Origin of the sequence: Nonomuraea sp. H19 (assembly GCF_052068215.1) — a bacterium.
In the GTDB taxonomy this organism is placed as follows: Bacteria; Actinomycetota; Actinomycetes; order Streptosporangiales; family Streptosporangiaceae; genus Nonomuraea.
Genome location: NZ_JBQHCV010000008.1, coordinates 12,453 through 37,029 on the forward strand (window position 1 = coordinate 12,453; position 24,577 = coordinate 37,029).

The following is a 24,577-nucleotide window of genomic DNA, read 5'->3' on the forward strand; positions in this document are numbered from 1 at the left end:
CGTGCGTGCCGGCGCCATGGCCGGAACGCGCCGCGACGGTGATGATGGAACGGTGACGGGCATTGATGTGAAGACCCAGTACGAGCGCGACGGCTATCTCGTCCTGGAGCACGCCCTCGACCCCGGCGAGGTCGACAAGCTGCTCGAAGAGGCCGTCCGCATCTGCCGTGGCGAGCTCGGCGACATCCAAGGCGCGCTCCCCATCGGTTCCCCCGACACCGACGACGACGTGCTGCGCAGGTTCCTGTGCATCCACTACCCGCACAAGCTCTCCGACCTGATTCTCGCCACGATGCGCCATCCGGCGCTTGTGACGGTGCTCACCTCGCTGATCGGTCCGGACGTCAAGGCGATGCAGTCGATGTTGTTCATCAAGTCCGAGGGACAGCCAGGGCAGGCCTGGCACCAGGACGAGATGTTCATCCCGACCCGCGACCGTTCGCTCACGGCGGCGTGGCTCGCGCTCGACGACGCCACCGTCGACAACGGCTGCCTGTGGGTGTTGCCGGGATCGCACCGCCCCGGCGTGCTCTACCCCAACCGCGAGCACGCCGACCCCCGCTACGACTGCACGGTGGAGTCGTACGACTTCCCGTTCGACGACTCCGACGCGGTGCCCGTGGAGATCGCGGCAGGCTCGGTGCTGGTGTTCAACGGCTACCTGCTGCACAAGTCGCTGCCCAACACCGGCCGGCACGGCTACCGGCGGGCGCTGGTCAACCACTACATGAGCGCGCAGTCCCTGCTGCCCTGGGATGCCCCGCCGAAGGGTACGGCCATGGCGCAAGCAGACTTCCGGGACATCGTCCTCGTCGCAGGCACCGACCCGTACGCCTACAAGGGCCTCCAGGAGGTGCGCCGACCACGGATTCGCCCGAACCGGGACGGCGGCTGTGACCGATGACGACCGACAGATGATCTCCGTCGACCTGGTGGCCCGCCTCGGACCAAGCGTCGCGGACTACCCGCCCGGCTCGACCTTCGGCCCTCGGAACGCCAGGTCATACCAGTTCGTCTGGCTCCTGCGGGGCAGCGCCACCTGGCTCTGGGACGACGTCGTCCTGCCGCTGGTTCCGGGAAAGCTGCTTCTCATCCGGCCGGGAATGCACGACTCCTTCCGCTGGGATCCCCGCATCCCGACCCGGCATGCGTACGTGCATTTCACGCTCACCGCTCCTGCGCAAGCCAACTGGCCACTGGTGCGGGACCTGACCGGCCGGCACGACCCGATGGGCGCCCTGTGTCACTACCTGCTCTGGCTGGGCGCCGAGCGCCCGCCGGGGTGGCAGGTCCAAGCCTGCGAAACCCTCCGCCTGCTGGTGCTGACCTTCCTGACCGGCCCCGCGCCGACGGCCCGCACACCGGCGGCCCTGCCGGAGGCGGTCGTCGCGGCGATGCGCGCGGTACGCGAGCACTGGTCCGGCGGCGTGGCCAGGCCGATCCCGCTGCGGCAACTCGCCTCGGCCGCCCAGGTCTCGCCGAGCACGCTGTGCCGCACGTTCCGCCGACGGTTCGGCATCGGGCCGGTCGCCGCCATCGAGCTGCTGCGCCTGACCAGGGCCGAACCGCTGTTGTGGCAGAGCAACCTGTCCATGCAGGCGATCGCCGCACAGTGCGGCTTCGCGGACGCGTACCACTTCTCCCGCCGGTTCCGCGCGATCTATGGAATGGCGCCGACCACGTTCCGCCTCACCGCTCCGGAGACCGCACCACCATCACCAGTCGAGTCCGGCGGCCTCGCAGCGCTGCAGTCACTCCTCCCCGGCCCTCACGATGGGCCGCTGCCGGAACGCCGCCCCTACTCGATCCGGCCCACCGTGTCGTAGGCCAGGTAGGCGCGGCGCCTCAGTCCGGCCCGCCCGTTATGCCTCGCCGTATTTCGGGAAGAAGTCCACCTCGCCGCGTTCCATGAGGACGATGAGGCTCAGCAGCGCGCCCCACGTCTGGAAGGGCTCGCTGTTCGGTTTGTCGCACGCGCCGCCGTGGCTGCTGGAGTAGTTCTCGTGCACGTGGCGATGCTGGTTCCATTCCTTCAGCACGAGCCTGGAGCTGCCTTCGGCCAGCCACGCGGCCGCGTCCCGTTCGTCCGCGCGGAGCAGCCCCAGGTAGACGAGGAAGTTCACGGGCGGCCACGCCCGGCCCGACCAGTAGCTGCCGTCGCTCAGGTCCACCGGCTCGCTGCGCGGCGAGGAGGGCAGGATCCATTCGCCGCCGAAGCCGTCGTCGGTCATCAGGTGCCCGGACACCATCCGCGCGGCCCGTTCCCCGAGGCCGACGCCGGCCAGGAGGGGGTAGAAGCTCATCGTGGACAGCCGCTCGGTCGGCAGCCCGGTGTCGGTGCGCCTGCTGCGGTAGATGCCGGCCGGCTCGTCCCACAGCGACTCCATCGCCGCCACGACGACCGCATGCCGCTCGCGTAGCTCCGCGGCGGCCTCCCCTTCTCCGAGGATGTCCGCGATGTCGGCGAGTGCCTCGCAGTCGGCCGCGTACAGGCTGTTCAGCCCCACGTCGTGGGCGGCGAGCAGGCTCTTCTCCTTGTCGAAGGGCACGTCGTCGAAGACGGGGTGACCGTCCCACCCGCTCTCGCAGGTCGCGCCGAAGTGCTGGTGGATGCGGGGGATGTCCTGCGGTGAGGGGAACTCGGGGTCGAAGTACGTCGAGCCGGCGCACAGCAGGTCACCGTCCCGGCGCACCCGCCACCACCAGCGGTTCCAGGACAACAGCAGCTCGAAGGTCTCCTCCAGGAACCACCGGTCGCCGAACCTGCGGTAGAGCTCGCGGGTGACCAGCGAGCCCACAGGCGGCTGCGAGCCGTCGTACGTCTTGCGGCCCGTGCCCTGCTCGACGTTCGGGACGAAGCCCTCCGGGGTCAGCGCCCGGAGCATCTCGACCGTGTTGACGTAGGCGAGCTCCTTGCTCGACACGGCCGCCAGCAGCGCGTTGAAGAACGCGTCCCAGCAGAACAGCGCGTAGCCGCCGCGCTTGCCGACGTTCCATAGCCGGCTGACGGTGGTGATCACCCGGGACCCGGCCGGCTCGTAGATCGTGTTCCAGGAGATGGCGTCCCTGACGATCTCGCGATGCTGGGAGAGCGGGTCTGTGCCGGCCGCCCCGATCTCGGCGGAGGCGCGGACCACTATTGCCGCGATCTCCCGCAGGTCGCGGGCGCGGCCGGTGCTGATTCCGACGGCGCCGGTCAGCTCCATCGCCAGGTACGGCCCGTCGACGTCGGTGTAAGGGTCATCGACGTGCGGGGCCGTGCAGAAGACGGTGACGGCCCCGCCGGGGCCCACGGCGGTGATCTCGTCGCCCGCGCGGCTGACGGAGCCCGGCCGGTTCCACAGGTAGCCGACGCCGACCGTCAGCAGCGCGCTCTTGGGCTGGTTGGCGGTGGGCGTCACCAGCACGACCAGGTCGTCGCCCGCGTGCGCTGTCTGCACCCGGATCGTGACGCCCGCCCACGTCACGGTCGCCTCGGTGTAGCCGCCGTCGTAGGCGTGCCTGCCCAAGGTGACGGTCTCCGCGCCTTCCGCGCGGCGGCCGATCTGCGCGGTACGCAGCGACGTGCCCCGGTAGTACTCCTTCAGCCCGAGGGACAGGCCCAGCGCGTCGGGGAGGAGCACCTGGGTGAGCACGCTGCGGGTGTCCCAGGTGTTCCAGCCCTGGGCGAGCGAGGCCTGGATGGTCTCGTAGTCGGTCATGCGGTCCTTCACGTGGCGAGGTCTCACAGGGTCGGTATCCATACCCGCATCGCGTGCGGGCCTCGGTTGGCCCAGGCGAAGTAGGGGATGAGCGTCACGGGCGTCGCTCTCGCGGCCGCGGCCGGCCGGCCGTACCGGGGGTAGGGGGTCGCGGGTTCGCCGGCGACCACCAGGCCCTCGGTGTGCAGCACGGTCACCCCGTCGAGCAGGTCCGGCCGGTGCTCGGGCCGCAGCGGGGCGGACGGGTCGATGCGGATGTCCTCCAGGATGACGCCGGGTGGCTGGTCGGCCTGTTCGATCGCGTACACCAGCGGACCGCGGGCGACGGCGACGCAGCCCCGGGTGGCGTCGACCTGTGGGGCGGCCGTCAGCAGCCGTGCGGTCATCGGCAGCTCCAGCAGCACCTGGTCTCCGGGACGGAACACGCGCCGCGTCCGGGCGTAACCGCCGGCCGCGACGGGCCGGCCGTCAAGAGCGGCCCCTTCGGCCCACTCCGGTACCCGCAGGGCCAGCTCCACCGGGTGCGGCGGCGCTTCGCGCACGGTCACGGCGACCCGGCCGCCCCATGGGTAGCGGGTGTCGATGTCCACGGCGAACTCCCCTGAGCGCAGCGAACCCGGGGCGTACACATGCACCTGGAGCCCGTCGGCGGTGCCGGTGGCCAGATACGCGGGGAGGCCGGCCAGCGTACGCATCACGTTGGGCGGGCAGCAGGCGCAGTTGAACCAGGGACGCCGGCCGTGCGCCGGGGACCGCTGTACCTCACCCCTGGCGCCGGTACGCCGGTGCAGCGTGTTGACGTAGAAGTACTCCGCCTCGCCCAGCGACACCGCGGGCAGCACCGCGTTGTACAGCACGTGCTCGACCTGGTCGGCGTATCCGGACTCACCGGTGGCCAGCAGCAGCCGCCAGGCCCACTGCAGCACGCCGAGCGCCGCGCAGGTCTCCGCGTACGCCCGGTCCGGCGGCAGCTCGTACGGCTCGCCGAACGCCTCGCCGTCCCACCGTGCCCCCACCCCACCGGTGACGTGCTGCTTCTGCCGGCGCATCGCGTCGAATTGCCGGCGTAGGGCGGCCAGCAGGTCCGCGTCGCCGGTCTCGACGGCCACGTCGGTCGCGCCGGAGGCGAAGTAGACGGCACGGACCGCGTGCCCTTCCAAGGTGGTGGCCTCGCGTACCGGTATCCGGTCGGCGTAGTGCGCCGGGTCCGCGTAGTGCGACGGGTCGAAGCCGGGTTTGGCGGCGCGCCCGTACCCGCGGCTGTCCACGAAGTGGCGGGCCAGGTCAAGGTACCGCCGCACACCGGTCTCCCGGTACAGCTCGACCAGGGCCGTCTCGACCCCCGGGTGCCCGTCCAGCTCGGTACGGGCGCCGGGGCCGAACGTGCCGGCGAGATGGTCGGCCAGCCGGGTCGCGACGCCCAGCAACCCGGTCTCGCCCGTCGTCCTGGCCGCCGCCACCGCCGCCTGGAACAGGTGACCGGCGCAGTAGTGCTCGTGACTCATCCACAGCCGCGCGTAGCGTTCCTCGGCGCGCAACCGCATCACCGAGTTGAGGTACCCGTCGTCGCACTGAGCGGCGGAGATGGTACGGCTCAGCTCGCGCAGCCGGTCGTGCAACGCCTGGTCGGGACGGCGCGCGTGCTCCCAGGCCACCGCCTCCAGCCACTTGTAGACGTCGGAGTCCCAGAAGACGGCGCCTTTCGCGGCACCGGTCATCTCGCCTGCCGCGATACGCAGGTTGTCCAGGTGACCGGTCTCGCTGAGCCGCTGGTACCCGACGGGGATGGCCGCCTGGTTGGCGGCCACCCGGCGCGCCCAGAAGCCGTCGGCCAGACGGCTGCCGGACAGCGGCAGCGGGCGCAGCGCGACCGCCGCCGCCGGGCTCGGCACCACCGGCCCGCCGCCCGTCGCCACGACGGTGGTCATCGCCGGGCCTCCCGCCGGAACCGGACCGCGTCGGCGATGACCACACCGTCGGCCGCGTCGCTGAGCTCGACGTATCCGTCGAGGCCGGCACGGAACCGGTAGGTGCCGATCGACACCCACTCGCCGGTACGCGCGTCGGGCACGCCGCGTTCTCGCTGGTTGACCGGGACCGAGGTGGAGCCGTCGGCGTGGTGGACGACGTACGTGGCGTTGGTGGCCCGGTTGGCGTCGGCCGCGAAGGAGACCAGCACCTCGTAGCGGTCCTCACCGGGCAACGCCGGTCGCCACCGCGCCATGCTGGTGCCGTCGCCCTTCGCGTGAGTCAGGTAGTTGAATCCGTAGTATCCGCGGACGCCGCGGCTGCTGGGCCATGTGCCGGTGGTCTGGAAGCCGAGCCCGCCGTTGTCGACGGTGACCTCCTCGCGCACGTCCGCCGGGTGCGGCGCCCGGACCAGGCTGAGCTGGTCCAGCCCGACCGCCGTGCCACCGCCCCTGCCGGCGCCGGCCAGGGTGAACCGGATGGTGTGCCGGCCGGGACGTAACGCCATCGTGCCCAGCAGCACGACGTCGTACCCGTCGCCACGGAATGAGGTGAGGTCCAGCGTGGAGTTCCGCGGGGTCCGCCCGTCCACGGTCACCGTGACGAGTCCGCCATCGCTGGAACGGTAGTAGCGCAGCCACAGCTCGTACCAGCTGCCCGGGGCGACCTGGAAGGGGTACTCGATGAAGTCGCCCACCGCGCCAGGGGCGAACGCGGCGCGGGCGCCGTCACGCGCGGTGGCCTCCTCCACCACGGCCACGGTGCCGCCGGAGACGGTGGCTTGTTTCGCGTGGCGCCCCAGGTCGTGCGTGCGCTCGGTGACCTTCGGATCGGTGGCCAGGCTGTCTCGGCCCTCGGTGAGCCATTCCAGGTTGAACCGGGCCACCGCCACCCGCCGCGGGCTGCCGTCGAGGTCGCCGTCACAGCCGTAGAGCAGCACGATCGTGCCGTCGGAGAGCCGCGCGAGGTCCGAGTAGTAGCCGCGGATCGGGCTGATCGACCGGCTGTAGCGGAAGGAATGGCCCTCGTCGTAGCTGACCGCGACGGTCATGTTCCACCGCATCGGCGCGTCCGGCCGGCTGAACAGCATCCGGTCGACCTCGCCGCTCCCCGGCCCTCCGGTGTACCTGATCAGGCTGGTGTCGACGCCGTTGAAGAGCCCGGGGCTGAAGTCCATCCTGGGCTCCGACCAGGTGAGGCCGTCGTCGGTGCTGACCGCGATGTCGCGGGGCCAGTCGTTGCCCGACCCCGGCCGGCTGTTCACCACGACCGTCCCGTCCGCACGCTGCACCAGCCGGGACTCTCCCACGGCCGGCAGGCCGTTGCCCAGCGGTATCTCGCCACCGGCCTTCCAGGTGCGCCCGTGGTCGTCGCTGTAGACCGTCGACGCGCCGTAGTTGCGCTCGGCGGTCGGCACCCCGGTGATGACGGTCCGATGCCCGGCGGTCAACAGCAACCGGCCCGAGCGGAGCTGGATGCCGTGGCCCGGCCCCGGGCCGTGCATCGCCCAGTTGTACGGGAAGTGGTCGAACATCCCGGCGAGGCTGCGCCGCTCGCTCCAGGTGGCCCCGCCGTCGGTGCTGGAGATGACGTACACCGTGCCGGAATCGGCCGAACAACTCGTGTTGCCGGGCAGTTTCTCGCACAGGTTGTGGAACAGGAACACCTCGCCGGTCATGCCGTCGACGACGAAGGTGGGATTGGCCCAGATCTCGCCGTTGACCGCCTGCGCCACCGTCTGGGTGGGGCTCCATGTCTCGCCCCGGTCGGTGCTGCGCCGTACCAGCAGGTCGTGCGGGCCTGCGTCGCATATCTCGTGGCGGCCCTCGGTACAGGCCAGGATCGTGTCGTCGGGCAGTACGGCCAGCGCGTGGACGTGGTAGCTGGCGAGCGGATCGACGGCGGAGTCCCACAAGGTGGTCTCCGCGAAGAACGGCTCCGCGGGGCCCGTGGTGTGGGCCAGCGCGCCGGACGGCAGGGCGAGTGCGCCTGCGCCGGCGGCGAGTCCGAGCGTGAACATGCGGCGGCTGATGGGGGTGCTCACTCGACGCTCCTTCAGGACAGGGCGAGTTATCGGGGGTTCAATGGCCCGCTGGTGCGACGTCCCGGCCCAGCAGGTCGTGGATGCCGGCCAGTGCGGTGCGCAGGGTGGCGAGTTCGGTCTCTGTGCACGGGAGGAAGGGGGCCGCGGCGTAGGGCGGGCAGAGCCCCAGCAGATGCAGCGCGGTCTTGACGACGACGACGCCGCTGACACCTGGCCGGAGCCCGAAGAGCGCGGCCAGCCGGTCGACGTCGCGTTGCCGCACCGCTGCTGTGGCGTGGTCACCGTCGTGGCCCGCCTGGAACAGCTCGGCGCAGAGGGCGGGAGCGAGCATTCCCACACCCGGCACCACCCCGGCCGCACCCTGCCGCAGCCCTTCCGCGAGCTGCCGTTCCACACCCTGGGCCACGTGGAAACCGGCGCGTTCCCCGGCCGTGTGGCAGAACTGCGAGAACAGGGCGATGTCCCCGGAGCTGTCCTTCAATCCGACGATGTTCGGTTCCTCGAGCAGGCGGCGTACCAGGGATACGGGGATGGGGTTGCCGGTGTAGCCGGGGCTGTTGTAGATCACGACAGGCCGGCCGTGGGAGGCCGCGTCGCGGAAGTGCGCGTGAAGCTCCTGTTCCGTATGCCGGAAGTAGTAGGGGGCCAGCACGACTGCGGCGTCCAGGTCGAGGTCGTCGAGGGACTCCAGGTTCCGCATCACCTCCCGCGTGCCCGCTCCGACCGCGGTCACCATGATCCGGGCGGACGCGCCGGCCATCTCGCGCCACAGGGCGGACACCTCTGCCGCGTACGTTCGCACGCCGTCGACGGGCAGCAGCGGCCCCTCGCCGTTCGTGCCGGCCAGCATCAGCGTGGTGATGCCGGCGGCGGCGAGATGCGCCAGCAAGGGCTGGACGGCCGCCGCGTCGGGCCGTCCGCGCCGGTCCAGGGCGGTGACCAGCGGGATGATCACTCCGGTGACTGGGTTGTCGGCAGCTGTGGCCATGTCACCTCCTCGGGAGAGTGCTCCGGACGTTATCGGGGATCTTGCCCGAACGCTAGATGCTAATAGGCATTAGCATTTCGATTGTGTTACGGGCAGCGGGCCTGCCTCGGTTTTCACCTGGTCTCTTGACATAGCCGCGTAACGCGCACAAACTCTGCGTTCATCAAGTTGTAGCGCATTAGCAGGAGGCAGAGATGACCCGCGGACCCGTGCGACGGCCGACTCAGGCCGACATCGCGCGCCTGGCCGGGGTCAGTCAGGCCACCGTGTCGCTGGTGCTCAACGAGCGCGAGTCCGAGGTGCGGATCAGTCCGGAGACCCGCGAACGGGTGCTGGCCGCCATGCGCGAGTGGGGTTACGTCGCCAACGCCTCGGCGCGCTCCCTCGCCGGCGGGCGCAACAAGATCATCGGTGTGTACACGTTCGAGCCGGTCTTCCCCACGACCAGCGTCGACTTCTACTTCCCCTTCCTGCTCGGCATGGAGCAGGCGGCCGCGGAACTCGGCTACGACCTGCTGCTGTTCACCAGCGGCGACGGGGAGCGCCAGATCTTCCGCGACGGGTCGACCCGGCTGTCGATCGCCGACGGCGCGCTGCTGCTCGGCCGCCATCCGAACGTCGCGGAGATCGAACGGCTACGCGACTCCGGATACCCGTTCGTCTACGTAGGACACCGGGAAGTGTCCGGCGCGCCGGTGTCCTACGTGGCGGCCGACTACGCCGGAGCGACCCAGCAGCTCACCGAGCGGCTGTTCGCGCTGGGGCACGAACGCGTGGCCTACGCCCGCCTCGGCGACGGCGACGCGCAGCCCAGCCGTGACCGGGAGAAGGGCTTCCGGCGGGCGATGCCACCCGGCGGGGCCCGCCGGCTCGCAGGTCCGGTGTGGACACTCGAATCCACCGAGGACGTGGCGGGCCTGCTGGCGGAGATCCAGAACGCCGGCATCACCGGTGTGGTCGCGGAGCAGGAGATGCTCGCCGAGGAGATCCTGGCGTACGCCCGGCGGCAGAGGCTGTCGGTCCCCGGAGACTTCAGCGTCGTCGTGCTGGGCGACTCCGCCGGCGCACGTGGGTCCGACACGGCCTGGACCGGCCTGGTGGTCCCGCGCGAGCAGATGGGCAGGCAGGCCACCCACCTGCTCGCGCGACTGCTGGAGACACCCGAGGAGACGGCCTGCCAGGAGAGCGTCGAGTGCCCCCTCACGCCGGGCGCGACCGTAGGCCCGCCGGCCCCTGGCGAACGGCGGGCACGCCCATGATCCGGGTCATCGTCAAACGACTGCTCGTCGGCGTCCTGGTGATGTGGGGCGCGGCCTCTCTCATCTTCCTCATCGTCCGCGTCGCGCCGGGCGATCCGGCGACGATCATGCTCGGTCCTGACGCGTCCCGCGAACAGGTGGCGGAGCTGACCGCGCGGCTCGGCCTCGACCAGCCGCTGCTCGCCCAGTACGCCGGATATCTCGCCGACGTGGTCCGGTTGGACTTCGGTGACTCCTACCGGCTCAACGGGCTGGCGATGGCGGCGGTGCTGGAGCGATTGCCCGCCACCGCCGACCTGATGCTGGCCTCCACCGCCATCGCCGTCGTCGTCGGCCTCGCGCTCGGGCTGGTGGCCGGCGGACGCCCCGGCGGAGCGGTCGACCGGGTGGTGTCCGCGTGCGCGATCGGCCTCCAGTCCTTCCCCACGTTCTGGGTCGGCATCATGCTGATCCTCGTCTTCGCGCTGGCGCTGCGGCTGCTGCCCAGCGCCGGTGCCGGCTCCCCCGCCCATCTGATCCTGCCGGCGGTCACGCTCTCGCTGCCGTTCACCGCGGTCGTCGCCCGTTTGACCAGGAGCAGCGTCGCGGACACCATGCGGGAGCCGTACATCCAGACGGCCCGGTCCAAGGGCCTGACCGAGCGGCAGGTGCTGCTCGGTCACGCGCTGCGCAACTCGCTCATCCCGGTCGTCACGGTGGTCGGGCTGCACATGGGCGGCCTGATGGGCGGCGCCGTCATCGTCGAGAACGTCTTCGCCTGGCCAGGACTGGGTTCGCTGGTGGTGGACGCGGTGTCCAACCGGGACTACGCGGTGGTGCAGGCGGCCACCTTCCTGATCGCCGGCATCGTCATGGTGTTCAATCTCGTGGCCGATCTGCTCTACTCCCAGCTGGACCCGCGCATCAGGCTGGACGGTGCGTCATGAGGCGGTGGTGGCGCCGGATCCCGTACGCGGTACTCGTGGTGTTCGCCGTCGTCGGCGGGCTCGGCCCGCTGCTCATCGAGTACGACCCGGTCCGCGCCTCCCTCGCCGACCGCCTGCTGAGCCCGGGATCGCCCGTGTCGTCCGGCGGGACCGCCTGGTTCGGCACCGACGCTCTGGGGCGCGATGTGCTTGCTCAGGTCGTCTACGGTGCGCGGACATCGGTGATCATCGGCATCGCCACGGTCGTGGCCGCCTGCGTCATCGGCGCCGCCGTCGGCACCGTCGCCGGCTACTTCCGCGGCTGGCCGGACACGATCCTCGCCCGCGGCATCGACATCCTGCTCGCGTTCCCGGCGATCCTGCTCACGATCGTGATCGCGGGCGCCTTCGAGCGCAGTGTCCTAGTAGTGGTGGTCGCGCTGTCCGCGACCGCCTGGATCTCCTTCGCCCGCGTCACCCGCAGCGTGGCGCTGTCGATCAGGGAACGGGCCTGGGTCGACGCGGCCCGGGTCCTCGGGGTGCCGCGGACGTTCATCCTCCTGCGCCACGTCCTGCCGTTCGCCGCCGGTCCCGTGGTCGCTCTGGCGACGCTGGAGTTCGCCCTGGTCGTCCTGGCCGAAGCCGGCCTCAGCTTCCTCGGCATAGGCCTGCCCAACTCCGCGGTGTCGTGGGGCCAGACCATCGCGAACGGAAAGGAGTACCTGGCCACCGCCTGGTGGATCTCGACACTGCCGGGCATCGCGCTCTCGCTGCTGATCATCAGCATCGCGATCCTCGGCGACCAGCTCACCGCGCGCTATGGACGCGGAGTCGTCAGGTGACGCGCCCGGCCCGATCCCACCGACCCGAAGACACCCCCCAGCAGACGGGAAGGCATCGATGACCAGAACCCATGCCCCCCACCTCACCCGGCGCGTGGCACTGGCCGCGCTCGCCCTCGCCGTCGCGCTCAGCGGATGCAGCTCCGCCACCGGCGGCGGCGCGGCGGACACCGGTGGCGGTGGCGAGATCAACGTCGCCGGCACCTATCCGATCGAGAACCTCGACCCGGCCAGCCCTCAGGGCGGCAGCGCCACCAGCACTCAGCTGACCTCCCAGGCCCTCTTCAGCCGGCTGGTCCGGCCGAAGCCGGACGGCACGCTCGAGGGTGACCTGGCCACCTCGTGGAAGTCCGACAGCACCGCCACCGAGTGGGCGTTCACCCTGCGCCAGGGCGTGAAGTTCAGCGACGGCTCGGACCTCACCGCCGAGGACGTCGTCGCCTCGTTCAAGCGGCTCCTGGAACTCAAGAGCACCAACGCGGCCAACTTCCCCGGGTACACGATGACCGCCACCTCGCCTGCCGAAGTGGTGCTGAAGGCGTCCAAGCCGGACGCGGCCGTCCCGTACAAGCTCGCCATCTTCTACGTGGTGCCGCGCACCGTGACCGGCGAGGACAAGGCGTTCTTCCAGAACCCGGTCGGCTCAGGGCCGTTCAAGCTGGAGAAGCTGGACTCCGCGGGAACGGCCGCGTTCGTGCCCAACCCGAACCACTACGGCGGCGCGCCCAAGGTCGGGCGGGTGACCATCAGCAAGATGCCCGAGCTGGCGGCGCGGCTGACCGCGCTGCGCACCGGCGAGGCCGACCTCATCTGGGGCATCCCCGACGACCAGCTGCAGCAGCTGCAGAGCGACCCCAAGCTCAAGGTCCAGACGGTGCCGAGCACCGCAGTCTTCACCATGTGGTTCAACTCGTCCATGCCCGAGCTGCGTGAGGCCGCGGTACGGCGGGCGCTGTGGCAGGCGGTCGACTTCGCCACCATCATCAAGCAGCTGTACCCGCAGACCGGCAGCCTGGCCGACGCTCCGATCTCGCCGATCACCCTGGGGCACGTGCCCCAGAAGCCGGTCGAGTACGACCCGGAGGCGGCGAAGGCCGCCCTGACGAAGGCGGGCTTCGACTTCGACACCAAACTCCGGCTGCAGTTCGCCAACGCCGAATTCCGGCAGTTCAACCAAGCGGTCGTCTCCGACCTGGCGAAGATCGGCGTCAAGGTGGACCTGCTCGAGAAGGAGCAGGCGGTGTTCACCAAGGATCTGCTCGCCCTGAACTGGGACATCAACTTCCAGCAGCTGTCCAACCCCACCTTCGACGGGGCGAACACGCTCGGCCGGCTCTACCCCTGCGCGGCCAAGCGCAACGGCTACTGCAACCCGGAGCTGGACAAGCTGCTGGCCGCGGCCGGGGCGAGCGCGGACAAGGACGAGCGGGTCAGGCTGTACGGCGAGGCCAGCAAGATCATTTGGGGGGACGCGGTCGGCATGTTCCCCATGGCGGTCAAGTACGCCTATGCCTGGAACAACCGCCTCTCCGGTGTCACCCCGGACCCGAACGGACTGCCGGACTTCTCCCGCATTCAGGTCAGCGGCTCATGACGTCGGTGTCGGTGTCCGGCCCGACCACGCCCGCGTCGTCGCCAAGTGAGGCGCTGCTGGAGGTGGACGAGCTCGTCGTCGACCTGCCCGTCCGGGGCGGCGCCGTCCGGGTCGTCGACGGGGTGTCGTTCGACATCCCGTCGGCGACGACGGTCGGCCTCATCGGTGAATCAGGGAGCGGCAAGACGATGACCGCGAACGCCGTCATCGGCCTGCTCCCCGACGGAGCCGCGACCGGTGGGGCACTGCGCTGGCGCGGCGAGAATCTGCTCCAGCTCGACCCGGCCCGGCGCCGGCGGCTCCGGGGCCACGAGATCGCGATGATCTTCCAGGACCCGCTGGCGGCGCTCAACCCGACCCAGACGATCGCCCGGCAGGTCGGAGAGATCCTCCGCAGGTCCGGCCGGCCCCGCGACGAGGTCCGCCGCAAGGTCGTCGAACTTCTCGACCGGGTAGGGGTGCCCGAGCCGGCTCGCCGGCTCGACAGCTACCCGCACGAGTTCTCCGGCGGTCTGCGCCAGCGTGCCGTGATCGCCATGGCTCTGGCGGGAAGCCCCGCGCTGCTGCTCGCCGACGAGCCCACGACCGCGCTCGACGTCACCGTGCAGGCCCGCATCCTGCGGCTGCTGCGCTCGATCCAGGACGTCGAAGGGCTGGCCATGCTGCTCGTCAGCCACGACCTGCGCGTCGTGGCACACGTGGCACACCAGATCGTCGTCATGTACGCCGGGCGGGTCGCCGAACGGGGCCCGACCGCGGCGGTGCTGCACCGGCCGGCCCACCCGTACACGCGCGCGCTGGTCGAGAGCGTTCCCGCGGTCCGGACCCGGACCGCGATCGCCCATCCGCTCCCGGGCACCCCGGCCACGCCGGCGAACCGGCCGGCCGGATGCGCGTTCCACCCGCGCTGCCCGCTGGCGCGTGACCGGTGCCGCACCGAGCAGCCGGCGGCCCGATCCATCGTCCCCGGCCGCTGGACCGCCTGTCACTTCGCCGAGGAGCTGTGGGACCGGGGCTCTTCGTCGGGTTCTGGAGGATCATGAGCGACGTCAAGACGCCGCTGCTGGAGGTACGCGACCTTCGGGTCGGCTTCGGCCGGCGCGGCTTGCGCCGGTCGAGAGAGTTCGTCGCGGTGGACGGCGTGAGCCTCACCGTGGGCCACGAGGAGACGGTCGGGCTGGTCGGTGAGTCGGGGTCGGGCAAGACGACGCTGGCGCGCGCGGTCGTCGGCCTGGTCAAGCCGGGCTCCGGGGCCGTCCTTCTCGACGGTCAACGCCTGGGACCGGCCGGGCGGCGGCCGGCGGCACTCCAACGCGCCGTGCAGATGGTGTTCCAGGACCCGCGCTCGTCGCTCAACCCGCGGATGAGCGTCGCGGCCATCGTCAACGAGGTCTGGCGCACTCACCCGAGTTCGGCTCCGGCCGGCGACCGTACCACCGCGCTGCATCGGTTGCTGGACGACGTCGGCCTCGATCCGAGTGTGGCCGGGCATCGGGCGGGCGAGCTGTCCGGTGGGCAGTGCCAGCGCGTCAGCATCGCCCGCGCGCTCGCCGTCAGGCCGCGGCTGCTCGTGTGCGACGAGGCCGTTTCCGCGCTGGACGTGTCCGTCCAGGCGCAGGTCCTGCGGCTGCTTGCCGACCTGCGGCGACGTCACCGCCTGTCGATTCTGTTCATTTCCCACGACCTCGGCGTCGTGCACCAGATCGCGGACCGCATCGCCGTCATGCGCCGCGGCGTGTTCGTGGAGGAGGGGCCGGCCACCGAAGTCCTCGGCTCCCCACGCCACGAGTACACGCGCAGCCTGCTCGATGCGGCGCTCGAGTTGAACACCGGAGAAGGGATCGAAGCGTGACGGGGTGGAAGGCCGATGTTCTGGTGGTCGGGGGCGGCCTCGGCGGTGTCGCCGCCGCGCTCGCGGCGTTGCGACGCGGTCGCACGGTGCTGCTGACCGAGGAGACCGACTGGCTCGGCGGGCAGCTGACCAGCCAGGGCGTGCCACCGGACGAGCATCCGTGGATCGAGCAGTTCGGCGCCACCCGCTCCTACCGGGCGCTGCGTCAGGCGATCCGCGACCATTACCGCACCTGGTATCCGCTGACCCCGGCGGCCCGCGCCGTGCCCGAGCTCAATCCCGGGCTCGGCCGGGTGAGCCGGCTCTGCCACGAGCCACGAGTCGCCGCCGCCGTCCTGGACGCCATGGTGAGCCCCTACCTCGCGGCCGGCCGGCTGGTGATCTGGCGCCGGCACCGCCCCGTGTCCGCCGAGGCGGCCGGCGACCGCGTGGCGTCGGTCTGCTTCGAGGGACCGGACGGCGAACGCGTCGAGGCGAGCGCGCCGTACATTCTGGACGCGACCGAGTTGGGTGATCTGTTGCCGCTCGCCGGGGTGGAGCACGTGACCGGGTTCGAGTCGCGCGCCGACACCGGTGAGCCGAGCGCCCCCGAGCACGCCCAGCCGGCCAACATGCAGGCGTTTTCCTGGGTGTTCGCGGTCGAGCACCGCGACGGTGAGGACCACACCATCGACCGGCCGAGCCAGTACGGCTTCTGGCGCGACTACCGGCCGCCGTTCTGGCCGGATCGCCTGCTCAGCCTCGTGGCGCCGGACCCGCGCACGCTGGAGGCGGTGCCGCGTACGTTCGTGCCGCACGCCGCCACCGGGCCGATCGTGGCCGACCAGAGCCGCGACCCTGGGGACAAAGACCTGTGGGTGTTCCGGCGCATCCTGTGCCGCGAGATGTTCGAGCCGGGTTTCGCGGTCAGCGACGTCACGGTCGTGAACTGGCCGATGATCGACTATCTGCCCGGCCCGCTGATCGGCGTCTCCGACGCGGAGCGGGAAAAGCACCTCGACGGCGCCCGGCAGCTGGCGCTGAGCATGCTCTACTGGTTGCAGACCGAGGCGCCCCGGCCGGACAGCGGCACCGGGTGGCCGGGGCTGCGGCTGCGGCCCGACGTCATGGGAAGCGTCGACGGGCTCGCGAAGGCGCCGTACATCAGGGAGTCCCGGCGGATCCGCGCCCACCGCACCGTGGTGGAGCACGACCTGTCCCTCGCCGTCCGCGGCGAGCACGGCGCCGTGACCTACCCGGACACCGTCGGGGTGGGCATGTACCGCATCGACCTGCACCCGTCCACCGGCGGCGACAACTACATCGACGTCGCCAGTTGCCCGTTCCAGATCCCCCTCGGCGCGCTGTTGCCGGTGCGCGTGCTCAACCTGCTGGCCGCCGGCAAGAACATCGGCACCACCCACATCACCAACGGCTGTTACCGCCTGCACCCGGTCGAGTGGAACGTCGGCGAGGCGGCCGGAGCGCTGGCCGCCCACTGCCTCGAGCACCGGCTCGAACCGGCGCAGGTGCACCAGGACCCGGCGCTGCTCGAACGGTTCCAGAACGAACTCGCCGCCGACGGTTTCGAACTGGCCTGGCCTCAGGTACGGGGGTACTGAACACGGCTCCAGCAAGCCCCGGCCGTCAGCCTTCTTTATCGATACAACTCGGGTCGGCGAAGATCGGGCGAGATCAAGGATGTGCCGGGCCCGCGACGGGCAGGATGGGCCCGGTGAGCCTCTCGTCGCGATCGCAGGTCAGCTCGTCCCCGCGGACGCGCAGCCGCGCGGTGTGAACGGCCGAGCGGCGCTCCCCTTCCGCGCCGTCCAGATGGGTGAAGTAGAAGACCAGCGCCTCCTCCTCCCCCGTCACCACGACGTCCGCGTGATACCCGAACCCGCCGTCGTCCCGCCCCGAACCCGGCCGGTCGAGGATGAGCCCCGAAGGCTTCCAGACGTCGAGGTCGTCCGAGCTGAGCACGCGCTGGCCGTGCCATTCGTCCACGATCATCCAGTGGCGGCCGCCGAGGGTGAACACGTTGGGTCCCTCGTGCGCGGAGATGGTGACCGCCGGCCCCTTGACCCGCCATCGATACAGGTCGTCGCTGTCGGCGGCCCAGGTGTGGGAGTCGGCGGCCTCGTCTTTGTACCAGAGCCGGTGGCCGCCGCCGGGCAGCGGCGCCACGCAGGCGTCGATCACGTACGAGGAGGACAGCTCAAGGGTGGACTGGTACGTCCAGCGTACGAGGTCGGGGCTGGTGTAGTGGCGGATGTGGCGTTCGTGGGGCCGCCAGGCGCCGGGGACGCCGCGGATGACGCTGACGTACATGTGGTATGTGGTGCCGTCGTCGATGATCTCCGGCGCCCAGTAGGTGTGCCGGCCCCATTCGAGGTCGAGTCCTTCGATCGTGCCCCGGTACAGCCAGCTCACCCCGCCGTCGGCGGACGAGGCGACGCCGAGGTCGGTGCCGTGGACCCAGCTGACGTCCCCGCGGTCGGGAGCCGTCGCGCGCCTGCTGGTGTAGACGAGCCACCACGCCCGCTCGGCCCGGTTCCAGATCACGGTCGGATCGGTGGCGCCGTCGAACATGGGATCTCGGTAGAGAGGCCGGGGAACCTCGGTCATGGGCGTCCTTTCTGCAGATCGCTTTGTAACGATACAGAAGAGGAGGGCGCCCCGCGTGGGGCGCCCTCCTCGTGGACGTGCTGATGTGAGCGTGCTGCCGTCAGCCGGCGGGACGCTTCACCGCCACCTGCTTCACCTGCGGCGTGGCGTCGCGCTCGGCCCAGGCGCCGGTGGAGAAGGCGACCGGGAAGCTCTTCTTGCCCACGCCGTCGCCCCACTTGGTGATGACGTACTCGATCTTGATGTGGCCCTCGCCGCCGACGCCGTCCACGCCGAGCGTGTCGGCGTTGAACCTGCCGCCGGTCAGTTCGGCGAAGGTCTTGGCGTCCAGGTCCAGCATGACACCGCGGCTCGAGGGGTCGCCGGGACCGCGGTCGCCGACGAAGAACGGCAGCTTCTTGCCCTTGTAGATGGCGTAACCTTCGGTCATCAGCGGCCAGCTCGGGCTGGCGGCCAGCCCCTTCTGCATCGGCTTGCCGGCGGCGGGCAGGCCGGTGTCTCCGGCGCGGCCGGAGGAGTCGTCCCAGAAGTAGGACGCCGTGGTCGAGCCCTTGAGCACGGCCTTCTGCTCCGTGCCGCCGGAGTCGGCGTGGGCCGCGGTCGAGCCGATGGTCAGGGCGCTGAGCGCGGAGGCGGTCAGCAGGGCAAGGGAACGCAGGCGGGCAGACATCGTCAAGCAACGTCCTTCGTTAGGGGACACGGCATAGCACTCGCTTGATGGACGTAGCCGGGCATCACGCCATACGGACGCTACGCGGAGTACTGCGGAAACCAGAGAGAACCGGAATCCGGTCCGGTCGAGCGGTCCTGACCCAGAGGAAGTAAGGAACGGGGCACTCGCCGGGAACAGGAACTACGTTAGCCGTAAACTTGGACACAAGCAAACAAACCACCATAAATCGGGCAAAGATCTACCTCGCCCGGTAAACCGGCGGCGAAGCCCCCGGCGTGTGGACCGAGGGCTGGTCAGGGCTGCATGCGGGGCGTGTCAGGCGATTCCGGTGACGTGCTGGGTGCTGGCGCGGACGATGAGGGACGTGGCGAGCTCGATGCGCGTGCCCGCGGCCCCCCGTGGATGGGTCAGCTCCTCGGAGATGAGCCGGACCGCCTCGTTGGCCATGTCGTCGAGCGGCTGGCGCACGGTGGTGAGCGGCGGTGACAGCATCTCGCACAGCGGCGAGTCGTCGAAGCCGACCACGGACAGGCCGCCGGGGACGCGGATGCCGCGCTCGGCCGCCGCCTGGTAGACGCCCGCGGCCTGCAGGTCGGACCCGGCGAAGATCGCGGTGGGCGGATCGTCGCGATCGAGCAGCTCGCCCCCGAAGTGCTTGCCGCCGGAGATGAGGAAATCGCCGTAGCGGGTCAGCTCCGGGTCGGGGTCGATGCCGAAGGTGCGGTGCGCGGCCAGATAGCCCTCGTAGCGGTCGAGCGTGCACTGCGTGTCGAGCGGACCGCCGATGAAGCCCACCCGCGTGTGCCCGAGCTCGAGCAGGTGGGTGGCGGCCATGACGCCGCCCGACCAGTTCGTGGCCCCAACTGTGGAAATGCGCGGGTCGCGCTGACCCACCGGGTCGAGGAGCACCAGGGGGACGTGCAGCAGTTCCTCGATGGCGACGATCTCGTCCTGGTGGGCACGGGAGAGGACCAGCACGATGCCGTCGGTGCCGCGCTTGCGCATGATCCCGATCCACCGCCGCAGGTCGAAGTCGGGCCGCGCGGACGAGGTCACGACGAGCGAGAACCCCCACCGCGCCGCCGCCCGCTCCGCGCCCCTGATGAGGACCTGTGCCCACGGCGAGCCGAGCCCGTCGATGAGCAGGTCGACGATGCCGACGCGGGGCGCGCTCGGCGGACGCGGGGCCTCGTAGCCGAAGGCGCGGACCGCTTCGAGGACCTTGTCCCTGGTCGCGGCGGAGACGTGCTTCTTCCCGCTCAGGACCTTGGACACCGTCGGCACCGACACTCCCGCGGCCGCCGCGACGTCGGCGAGCGTAGGTCGGGCCACTTGACCTCCCGTTGCCATGGTGCCGCCATCCGGCCGACACCGGCGAATGCAACTTTCGGAAAATAACGTTAAGGCAGAGTAGGCCCTTTGACCTGGGAAAACCAGCGATTTTTGGCTAATCGACCCGGACTGTTGACAGCACTACGGACGGGAGCCTACCGTAACGGATCGGCAATGTCACGGTAACCTTTCGGAAAGTTAGCCAGAAATTTTCCGACCTGATCCGGCCGCCGCCCCCAGCGGCGCAGGGAAAAGCCTCAGTTAGCGCTATCAACGTCGATCGCGCCCCGAATCCCCATTCCTTCCAGCGAGGGTGTATGCCTGCACGTGTTGAGCAGCCGACGTCGGAGACCACCGAGCGCCGAGCGCGCCGGATCGCGGACCTGCTGGCGGACATGTCGCTCGACGAGAAGCTCGCCCAGCTCGTGGGCGTGTGGCTGAACGTCAACCGCGAGGAGGGCGTCGTCGCGCCGCTGCAGGATTCGATGCAGGGCGAGGAGGTGCAGTTCGAGGCGTTCGCCGGGCACGGCCTGGGCCAGATCACCCGCCATTACGGCACCCGGCCGGTGGACCCGGAATGGGCGAGGGAGGTCCTGACCGCCCGGCAGCGGTGGCTGCGCGACAACACCCGGCTCGGCATCCCCGCGCTCGCGCACGAGGAATGCCTGGCCGGCCTGGCGGCGTGGCGGGCCACGGTCTATCCGGTGCCGCCCGCGTGGGGCGCGTCGTTCGACCCCGACCTGGTGGAGCGCATGGCCGGCAGGATCGGGGCGAGCATGCGCGCGCTCGGCGTGCACCAGGGCCTGGCGCCGGTGCTCGACGTGATCCGCGACCAGCGGTGGGGGCGCGTCGAGGAATGCGTCTCTGAGGACCCGTACGAGGTCGCGACCATCGGCGCCGCGTATGTGCGGGGCCTGCAGTCCGCGGGCGTCATCGCCACGCTGAAGCACTTCGTCGGCTACTCCAACTCCCGCGCCGGCCGGAACCTGGCGCCGGTGCACGCGGGCGCCCGCGAGGTGGCCGACACGCTGCTGTTCCCCTTCGAGGTCGCGGTACGGGACGCGGGCGCGGGCTCGGTCATGAACTCCTACGCCGAGATCGACGGCATCCCGATCGCCGCCGACGCCCACTACCTCACCGGGGTCCTGCGCGACGACTGGGGTTTCGACGGCACCGTCGTCGCCGACTATTTCGCCATCGCGTTCCTGCACACCCTGCACGCGGTGGCGGCCGACGCCGAGGACGCCGCCGTGCAGGCGCTGACCGCGGGCATCGACGTCGAGCTGCCCAACGGCGTGACCTACCTGGAGCCGCTCAAGCGGGCCGTGACCACGGGCCGGATCGACGAGTCCCTCGTGGACCGGGCGCTACGCCGGGTGCTGACGCAGAAGGCGCGGCTCGGCCTGCTCGACGACGACTACGAGCCCGCCCTGGGCGGCCCGGTGGACCTCGACGATCCCGCCTCGCGCGACCTGGCGCGGCGGCTGGCCGAGGAGTCGATCGTGCTGCTGACCAACGACGGCGTGCTCCCGCTCGGCGACGCCGCCGGCACGAGCATCGTCGTCGTCGGCCCGAACGCCGACAGCGTCGCCGCGCTGTTCGGCTGCTACTCGTTCGTCCAGCACGTGCTGCCGCACTTCCCCGAGGTCGAGACGGGCCTCGCCGCGCCCACGGTGCTGGAGGCCCTGCGCGCGGAGTTCCCCGACGCCGCGATCCGCGCCGAGCGGGGCACCGGCGTGGACGACGGCGACCGTACGGGGATCGCGGCGGCCGCCCGCCTGGCCGCCGGCTCCGATCTGGCGATCCTGGTGCTCGGCGACCGCTCGGGGCTGTTCGGCCGGGGCACCTCCGGCGAGGGCTGTGACGTGGAGACCCTCGAGCTGCCCGGCGCCCAGAGGGAGCTGGCCGAGGCGGTCCTGGCGACGGGCACACCGACCGTGGTGGTGCTGATGACCGGCCGCGGGTACGCGGTGCCCGGCCTGCTCAGGGACGCCGCGGCGGTCGTACAGGCCTATTTCCCCGGCGAGGAGGGCGCGGGCGCGATCGCCCGGGTGCTCAGCGGCGCGGTGAACCCCTCAGGCCGGCTGCCGATGAGCCTGCCCCGCTCCCCCGCCGGTCAGCCCTACAGCTACCTGCATCCGAAGCTGGGCGGGGCGGGCTCGGTCAGCAACATCGACCCCGCCCCCGCGCTGCCCTTCGGCCACGGGCTGAGCTACACGAGCTTCGCGTACGAGGACATGTCCGCCGACGTGACGGCCCCGACCGGCGGGTCGATCCACTGCTCGGTCACCGTGCGCAACACCGGCGAGCGGCCCGGCGCGGAGGTCGTCCAGGTGTACGCCGCCGACCGGATCGCCTCCGTCACCAGGCCGGTCGCCCAGCTCGCCGGATACGCCCGCGTCGAGCTGGACCCCGGCGAGAGCGCCCGGGTCGGGTTCGACGTGCCGGCGCGGCTGCTGGCGTTCACCGGCCGGGAGGGGCGGCGCGTCGTCGAGCCCGGAGAGGTGGGCGTGTCCATCCGCCGCTCGGTCGCGGACGTGGTGGCGGAGCGGACGGTGACGCTGACCGGCCCGGTCCACGAGATCACCGGCGCCGAGCGGCGGCTGACCACCGTCTCGGTCGAAAAGGGGCATTGATCATGGCATATGACGACGGGAGCATCGGCATGACTCACATGGACGCGTTCAGGAACCGCGTGGGCGGCTTCGCCTTCGGCGGCGACTACAACCCCGAACAGTGGGATCCCGCCGTCTGGCGGGAGGACGTCCGCCTCATGCGCGAAGCCGGCGTCAACGCCGTCTCGCTCGGCGTCTTCGCGTGGGCGTCGCTGGAGCCTGAGCCGGGCAAGTACGAGTTCGGCTGGATGGACGAGATCATGGATCTCCTCCACGACAACGGCGTCAGCGTGAACCTGGCCACGCCGACGGCGGCGCCGCCCGTCTGGCTCACCCACCTGCATCCCGAGGTGTTCCCCATCAGGGAAGACGGGCAGCCGTTCGGTTTCGGGAACCGCCTGCACTACGACCCGTCGTCGCCGATCTACCGCGAATACGCGGCCGGCATCACGACCAAGCTCGCCGAGCGCTACTCCTTCCATCCGGCGCTGGCGATGTGGCACATCAGCAACGAGTACGGGCCGACGGCGTACAACGAGGCCGCGTCGGTCAGCTTCCGGCGCTGGCTGCAGCGTCGATACGGCGACCTGGACACCCTGAACGAGGCGTGGACCACCCGCTTCTGGGGCCAGATCTACACCGACTGGGACCAGATCGAGGTGCCCAACATCCCGCGCACCTGGATGAATCCCACCCGGCGGCTCGACTTCAAGCGCTTCACCTCCGACGCGCTGCTGGAGTGCTACATCGCCGAGCGGGACATCGTCCGGTCCTTCCGCGACGACATCCCGGTCATGACGAACTTCATGCGCTTCTTCCGGCACGCCGACTACTGGAAGTGGGCGCCGGAGGAGGACGCGGTCGCGCTCGACATCTACCCGAACCCGGCCGACGCCGACTCGCATGTGTCGGCGGCGTTCAACTACGACCTGTTCCGCTCGCTCAAGGGCGGGCAGCCGTGGATGCTGATGGAGCAGGCCGCCAGCGCGGTCAGCCAGTGGCCGCTCAACATCGTCAAGGAGCCGGGGCGCATGCGGCTGGGCTCGCTGCAGGCGGTGTCCAGGGCGGCCGACTCGGTGATGTTCTTCCAGTGGCGGGCCAGCCGCGGCGGGCAGGAGCGCTTCCACTCGGCGATGCTGCCGCACTCCGGGCCTGACTCGCGGACGTTCAAGGAGATCATCGACCTGGGGCGGGAGCTGAAGCTGCTGGCGCCGGTGGCGGGCACGACGTCACGATCGGAGATCGCCATCCTGTTCGACTGGGACGGCTGGTGGGGGCTGGAAGAGACGTTCGGCCTGCCGCGCAACGACTTCAGCTACCCGGACACGGTCATGCGGCACTACACGCCGCTGTGGGAGCGGCACTACCCGGTGGACGTGGTGCCGGCGGGGGCCGCGCTGGAGTCGTACAAGGTGATGGTGGTGCCGAACGCGTACCTCATCGATGACGAGGGCGTGCGGCGGATCACCGAGTTCGCGCGCAACGGCGGGACGGTGGTGATGTCGTTCTTCTCCGGCGTGGTCGACGAGCGCAACCGGGTGCGGCCGGACGGCTACCCGGGGGCGTTCCGCGAGCTCATCGGCGCCAAGATCGACGAGTACTGGCCGGCCAGGCCGCACGAGGAGTTCGCCGTCGAGTTCGCCGACGGGCGGCGTACGACGTCGACGTGGTGGCGCGAGGACCTGCACCTGGAGAGCGGCACGGCGCTGGCTACGTACGGGGACGGGCTGCTGGAGGGGCGGGCCGCCGTGGTCGAGAACCGGTACGGCGCCGGCCGGGTGATCTACGTGGCGACGCTGCTGGAGCCGGCCGCCTTCGACGCCCTGGTGACGGAGGCCGTGGCGGAGGCGGGGGTACGCCCGCTCTTCGACGGCGTTCCGGCCCACGTGGAGTGCTCGGTGCGGGGGGATGCGGAGTTCGAATACGTGTTCCTGCTCAACCACAGCGGTGAGGTGAGCGCGTCCGTCCCGATCGGAGGGGAGGGGACGGACCTGCTCACGGGGCGGCCGGTGTCCGGAGAGGTGGCGCTGGAACCCCTGGGAGCGGCGGTGATCCGGCGCGCCACAGCGTAGCGGCCCGCGCTGGGGCGCCGATCGGCCACAGACGCAAGACGGAAGGCCGCCCAGCGGCGGCCTTCCTTCGATGTGGCCCGTCACCTCGCGCCCTTTTCCGGAGCCATGCCAAAACCCCGATGAAG

18 protein-coding genes are annotated in these 24,577 nt (G+C 70.8%); 11 read left to right on the forward strand and 7 right to left on the reverse strand.

Annotated features, from left to right (window positions below):
- Positions 1 to 52: 52 nt before the first annotated feature.
- Together ACTMTI_RS18675 and ACTMTI_RS18680 are read left to right on the forward strand one after the other, a co-directional pair.
- Positions 53 to 904 (forward strand): phytanoyl-CoA dioxygenase family protein, encoded by an 852-nt coding sequence (locus tag ACTMTI_RS18675; protein ID WP_441121664.1) that lies wholly within the window; start codon positions 53 to 55, stop codon positions 902 to 904.
- A complete protein-coding gene (locus ACTMTI_RS18680) occupies positions 894 to 1,826 on the forward strand; it encodes a helix-turn-helix domain-containing protein (protein ID WP_441121665.1) in 933 nt (310 codons plus the stop codon). The genes ACTMTI_RS18675 and ACTMTI_RS18680 overlap by 11 nt, the downstream gene beginning before the upstream one ends.
- A 36-nt stretch (positions 1,827 to 1,862) precedes the next feature.
- On the opposite strand, the gene ACTMTI_RS18685 is transcribed toward ACTMTI_RS18680, so the two are convergent.
- The 4 genes from ACTMTI_RS18685 to ACTMTI_RS18700 are packed head-to-tail and all read right to left on the reverse strand — an operon-like array spanning position 1,863 to position 8,701.
- Positions 1,863 to 3,701, reverse strand: coding sequence for an MGH1-like glycoside hydrolase domain-containing protein (locus tag ACTMTI_RS18685; RefSeq protein WP_441121666.1), 1,839 nt, complete (start codon positions 3,699 to 3,701; stop codon positions 1,863 to 1,865).
- A gap of 23 nt (positions 3,702 to 3,724) precedes the next feature.
- A complete protein-coding gene (locus ACTMTI_RS18690; RefSeq protein ID WP_441121667.1) occupies positions 3,725 to 5,629 on the reverse strand; it encodes a glycoside hydrolase family 127 protein in 1,905 nt (634 codons plus the stop codon).
- Positions 5,626 to 7,713, reverse strand: a complete 2,088-nt coding sequence (locus tag ACTMTI_RS18695) for a golvesin C-terminal-like domain-containing protein (RefSeq protein WP_441121668.1) — start codon at positions 7,711 to 7,713, stop codon at positions 5,626 to 5,628. Before ACTMTI_RS18695 ends, ACTMTI_RS18690 begins: the two co-directional genes overlap by 4 nt.
- 37 nt (positions 7,714 to 7,750) lie before the next feature.
- The gene (locus ACTMTI_RS18700) at positions 7,751 to 8,701 is read right to left on the reverse strand and encodes a dihydrodipicolinate synthase family protein (RefSeq protein ID WP_441121669.1); all 951 of its coding nucleotides are present in this window, start codon (positions 8,699 to 8,701) and stop codon (positions 7,751 to 7,753) included.
- Between the two features lie 194 nt (positions 8,702 to 8,895).
- Between ACTMTI_RS18700 and ACTMTI_RS18705 the strand changes: the two genes are divergently transcribed.
- From ACTMTI_RS18705 to ACTMTI_RS18735, 7 genes are read left to right on the forward strand one after another with little or no spacing between them, the layout of a single operon-like run.
- Positions 8,896 to 9,960 carry a LacI family DNA-binding transcriptional regulator gene (locus tag ACTMTI_RS18705; RefSeq protein WP_441121670.1) on the forward strand — a complete coding sequence of 355 codons (1,065 nt, stop codon included), beginning with the start codon at positions 8,896 to 8,898 and terminating at the stop codon, positions 9,958 to 9,960.
- Entirely contained in the window at positions 9,957 to 10,886 is a 930-nt protein-coding gene (locus tag ACTMTI_RS18710; RefSeq protein ID WP_441121671.1) for an ABC transporter permease, read from the forward strand. The genes ACTMTI_RS18705 and ACTMTI_RS18710 overlap by 4 nt, the downstream gene beginning before the upstream one ends.
- Positions 10,883 to 11,707 carry an ABC transporter permease gene (locus ACTMTI_RS18715; protein ID WP_441121672.1) on the forward strand — a complete coding sequence of 275 codons (825 nt, stop codon included), beginning with the start codon at positions 10,883 to 10,885 and terminating at the stop codon, positions 11,705 to 11,707. The genes ACTMTI_RS18710 and ACTMTI_RS18715 overlap by 4 nt, the downstream gene beginning before the upstream one ends.
- A 58-nt stretch (positions 11,708 to 11,765) precedes the next feature.
- Complete coding sequence (locus tag ACTMTI_RS18720) at positions 11,766 to 13,301, forward strand: ABC transporter substrate-binding protein (protein ID WP_441121673.1); 1,536 nt, start codon at positions 11,766 to 11,768, stop codon at positions 13,299 to 13,301.
- Positions 13,298 to 14,344, forward strand: coding sequence for an ABC transporter ATP-binding protein (locus ACTMTI_RS18725; protein WP_441121674.1), 1,047 nt, complete (start codon positions 13,298 to 13,300; stop codon positions 14,342 to 14,344). Before ACTMTI_RS18720 ends, ACTMTI_RS18725 begins: the two co-directional genes overlap by 4 nt.
- On the forward strand, positions 14,341 to 15,153 hold the full coding sequence (locus ACTMTI_RS18730) for an ABC transporter ATP-binding protein (protein ID WP_441121675.1): 813 nt from the start codon (positions 14,341 to 14,343) through the stop codon (positions 15,151 to 15,153). Before ACTMTI_RS18725 ends, ACTMTI_RS18730 begins: the two co-directional genes overlap by 4 nt.
- Positions 15,150 to 16,754, forward strand: coding sequence for an FAD-dependent oxidoreductase (locus tag ACTMTI_RS18735; RefSeq protein WP_441121676.1), 1,605 nt, complete (start codon positions 15,150 to 15,152; stop codon positions 16,752 to 16,754). The genes ACTMTI_RS18730 and ACTMTI_RS18735 overlap by 4 nt, the downstream gene beginning before the upstream one ends.
- A 73-nt stretch (positions 16,755 to 16,827) precedes the next feature.
- Here the strand turns inward: ACTMTI_RS18735 and ACTMTI_RS18740 are convergent, their stop codons facing one another.
- The 3 genes from ACTMTI_RS18740 to ACTMTI_RS18750 form a co-directional block, all read right to left on the reverse strand.
- Entirely contained in the window at positions 16,828 to 17,760 is a 933-nt protein-coding gene (locus ACTMTI_RS18740) for a hypothetical protein (RefSeq protein ID WP_441121677.1), read from the reverse strand.
- 100 nt (positions 17,761 to 17,860) lie between these two features.
- The gene (locus ACTMTI_RS18745; protein WP_441122091.1) at positions 17,861 to 18,430 is read right to left on the reverse strand and encodes a hypothetical protein; all 570 of its coding nucleotides are present in this window, start codon (positions 18,428 to 18,430) and stop codon (positions 17,861 to 17,863) included.
- Between the two features lie 318 nt (positions 18,431 to 18,748).
- The gene (locus ACTMTI_RS18750) at positions 18,749 to 19,765 is read right to left on the reverse strand and encodes a LacI family DNA-binding transcriptional regulator (protein WP_441121678.1); all 1,017 of its coding nucleotides are present in this window, start codon (positions 19,763 to 19,765) and stop codon (positions 18,749 to 18,751) included.
- A gap of 317 nt (positions 19,766 to 20,082) precedes the next feature.
- Here ACTMTI_RS18750 and ACTMTI_RS18755 point away from each other — a divergent pair, with 317 nt between their 5' ends.
- Positions 20,083 to 22,401: a beta-glucosidase gene (locus ACTMTI_RS18755; protein WP_441121679.1), complete on the forward strand. Its 2,319-nt coding sequence runs from the start codon at positions 20,083 to 20,085 to the stop codon at positions 22,399 to 22,401.
- Between the two features lie 2 nt (positions 22,402 to 22,403).
- A complete protein-coding gene (locus ACTMTI_RS18760; protein ID WP_441121680.1) occupies positions 22,404 to 24,452 on the forward strand; it encodes a beta-galactosidase in 2,049 nt (682 codons plus the stop codon).
- The last annotated feature ends 125 nt before the right edge of the window (positions 24,453 to 24,577 follow it).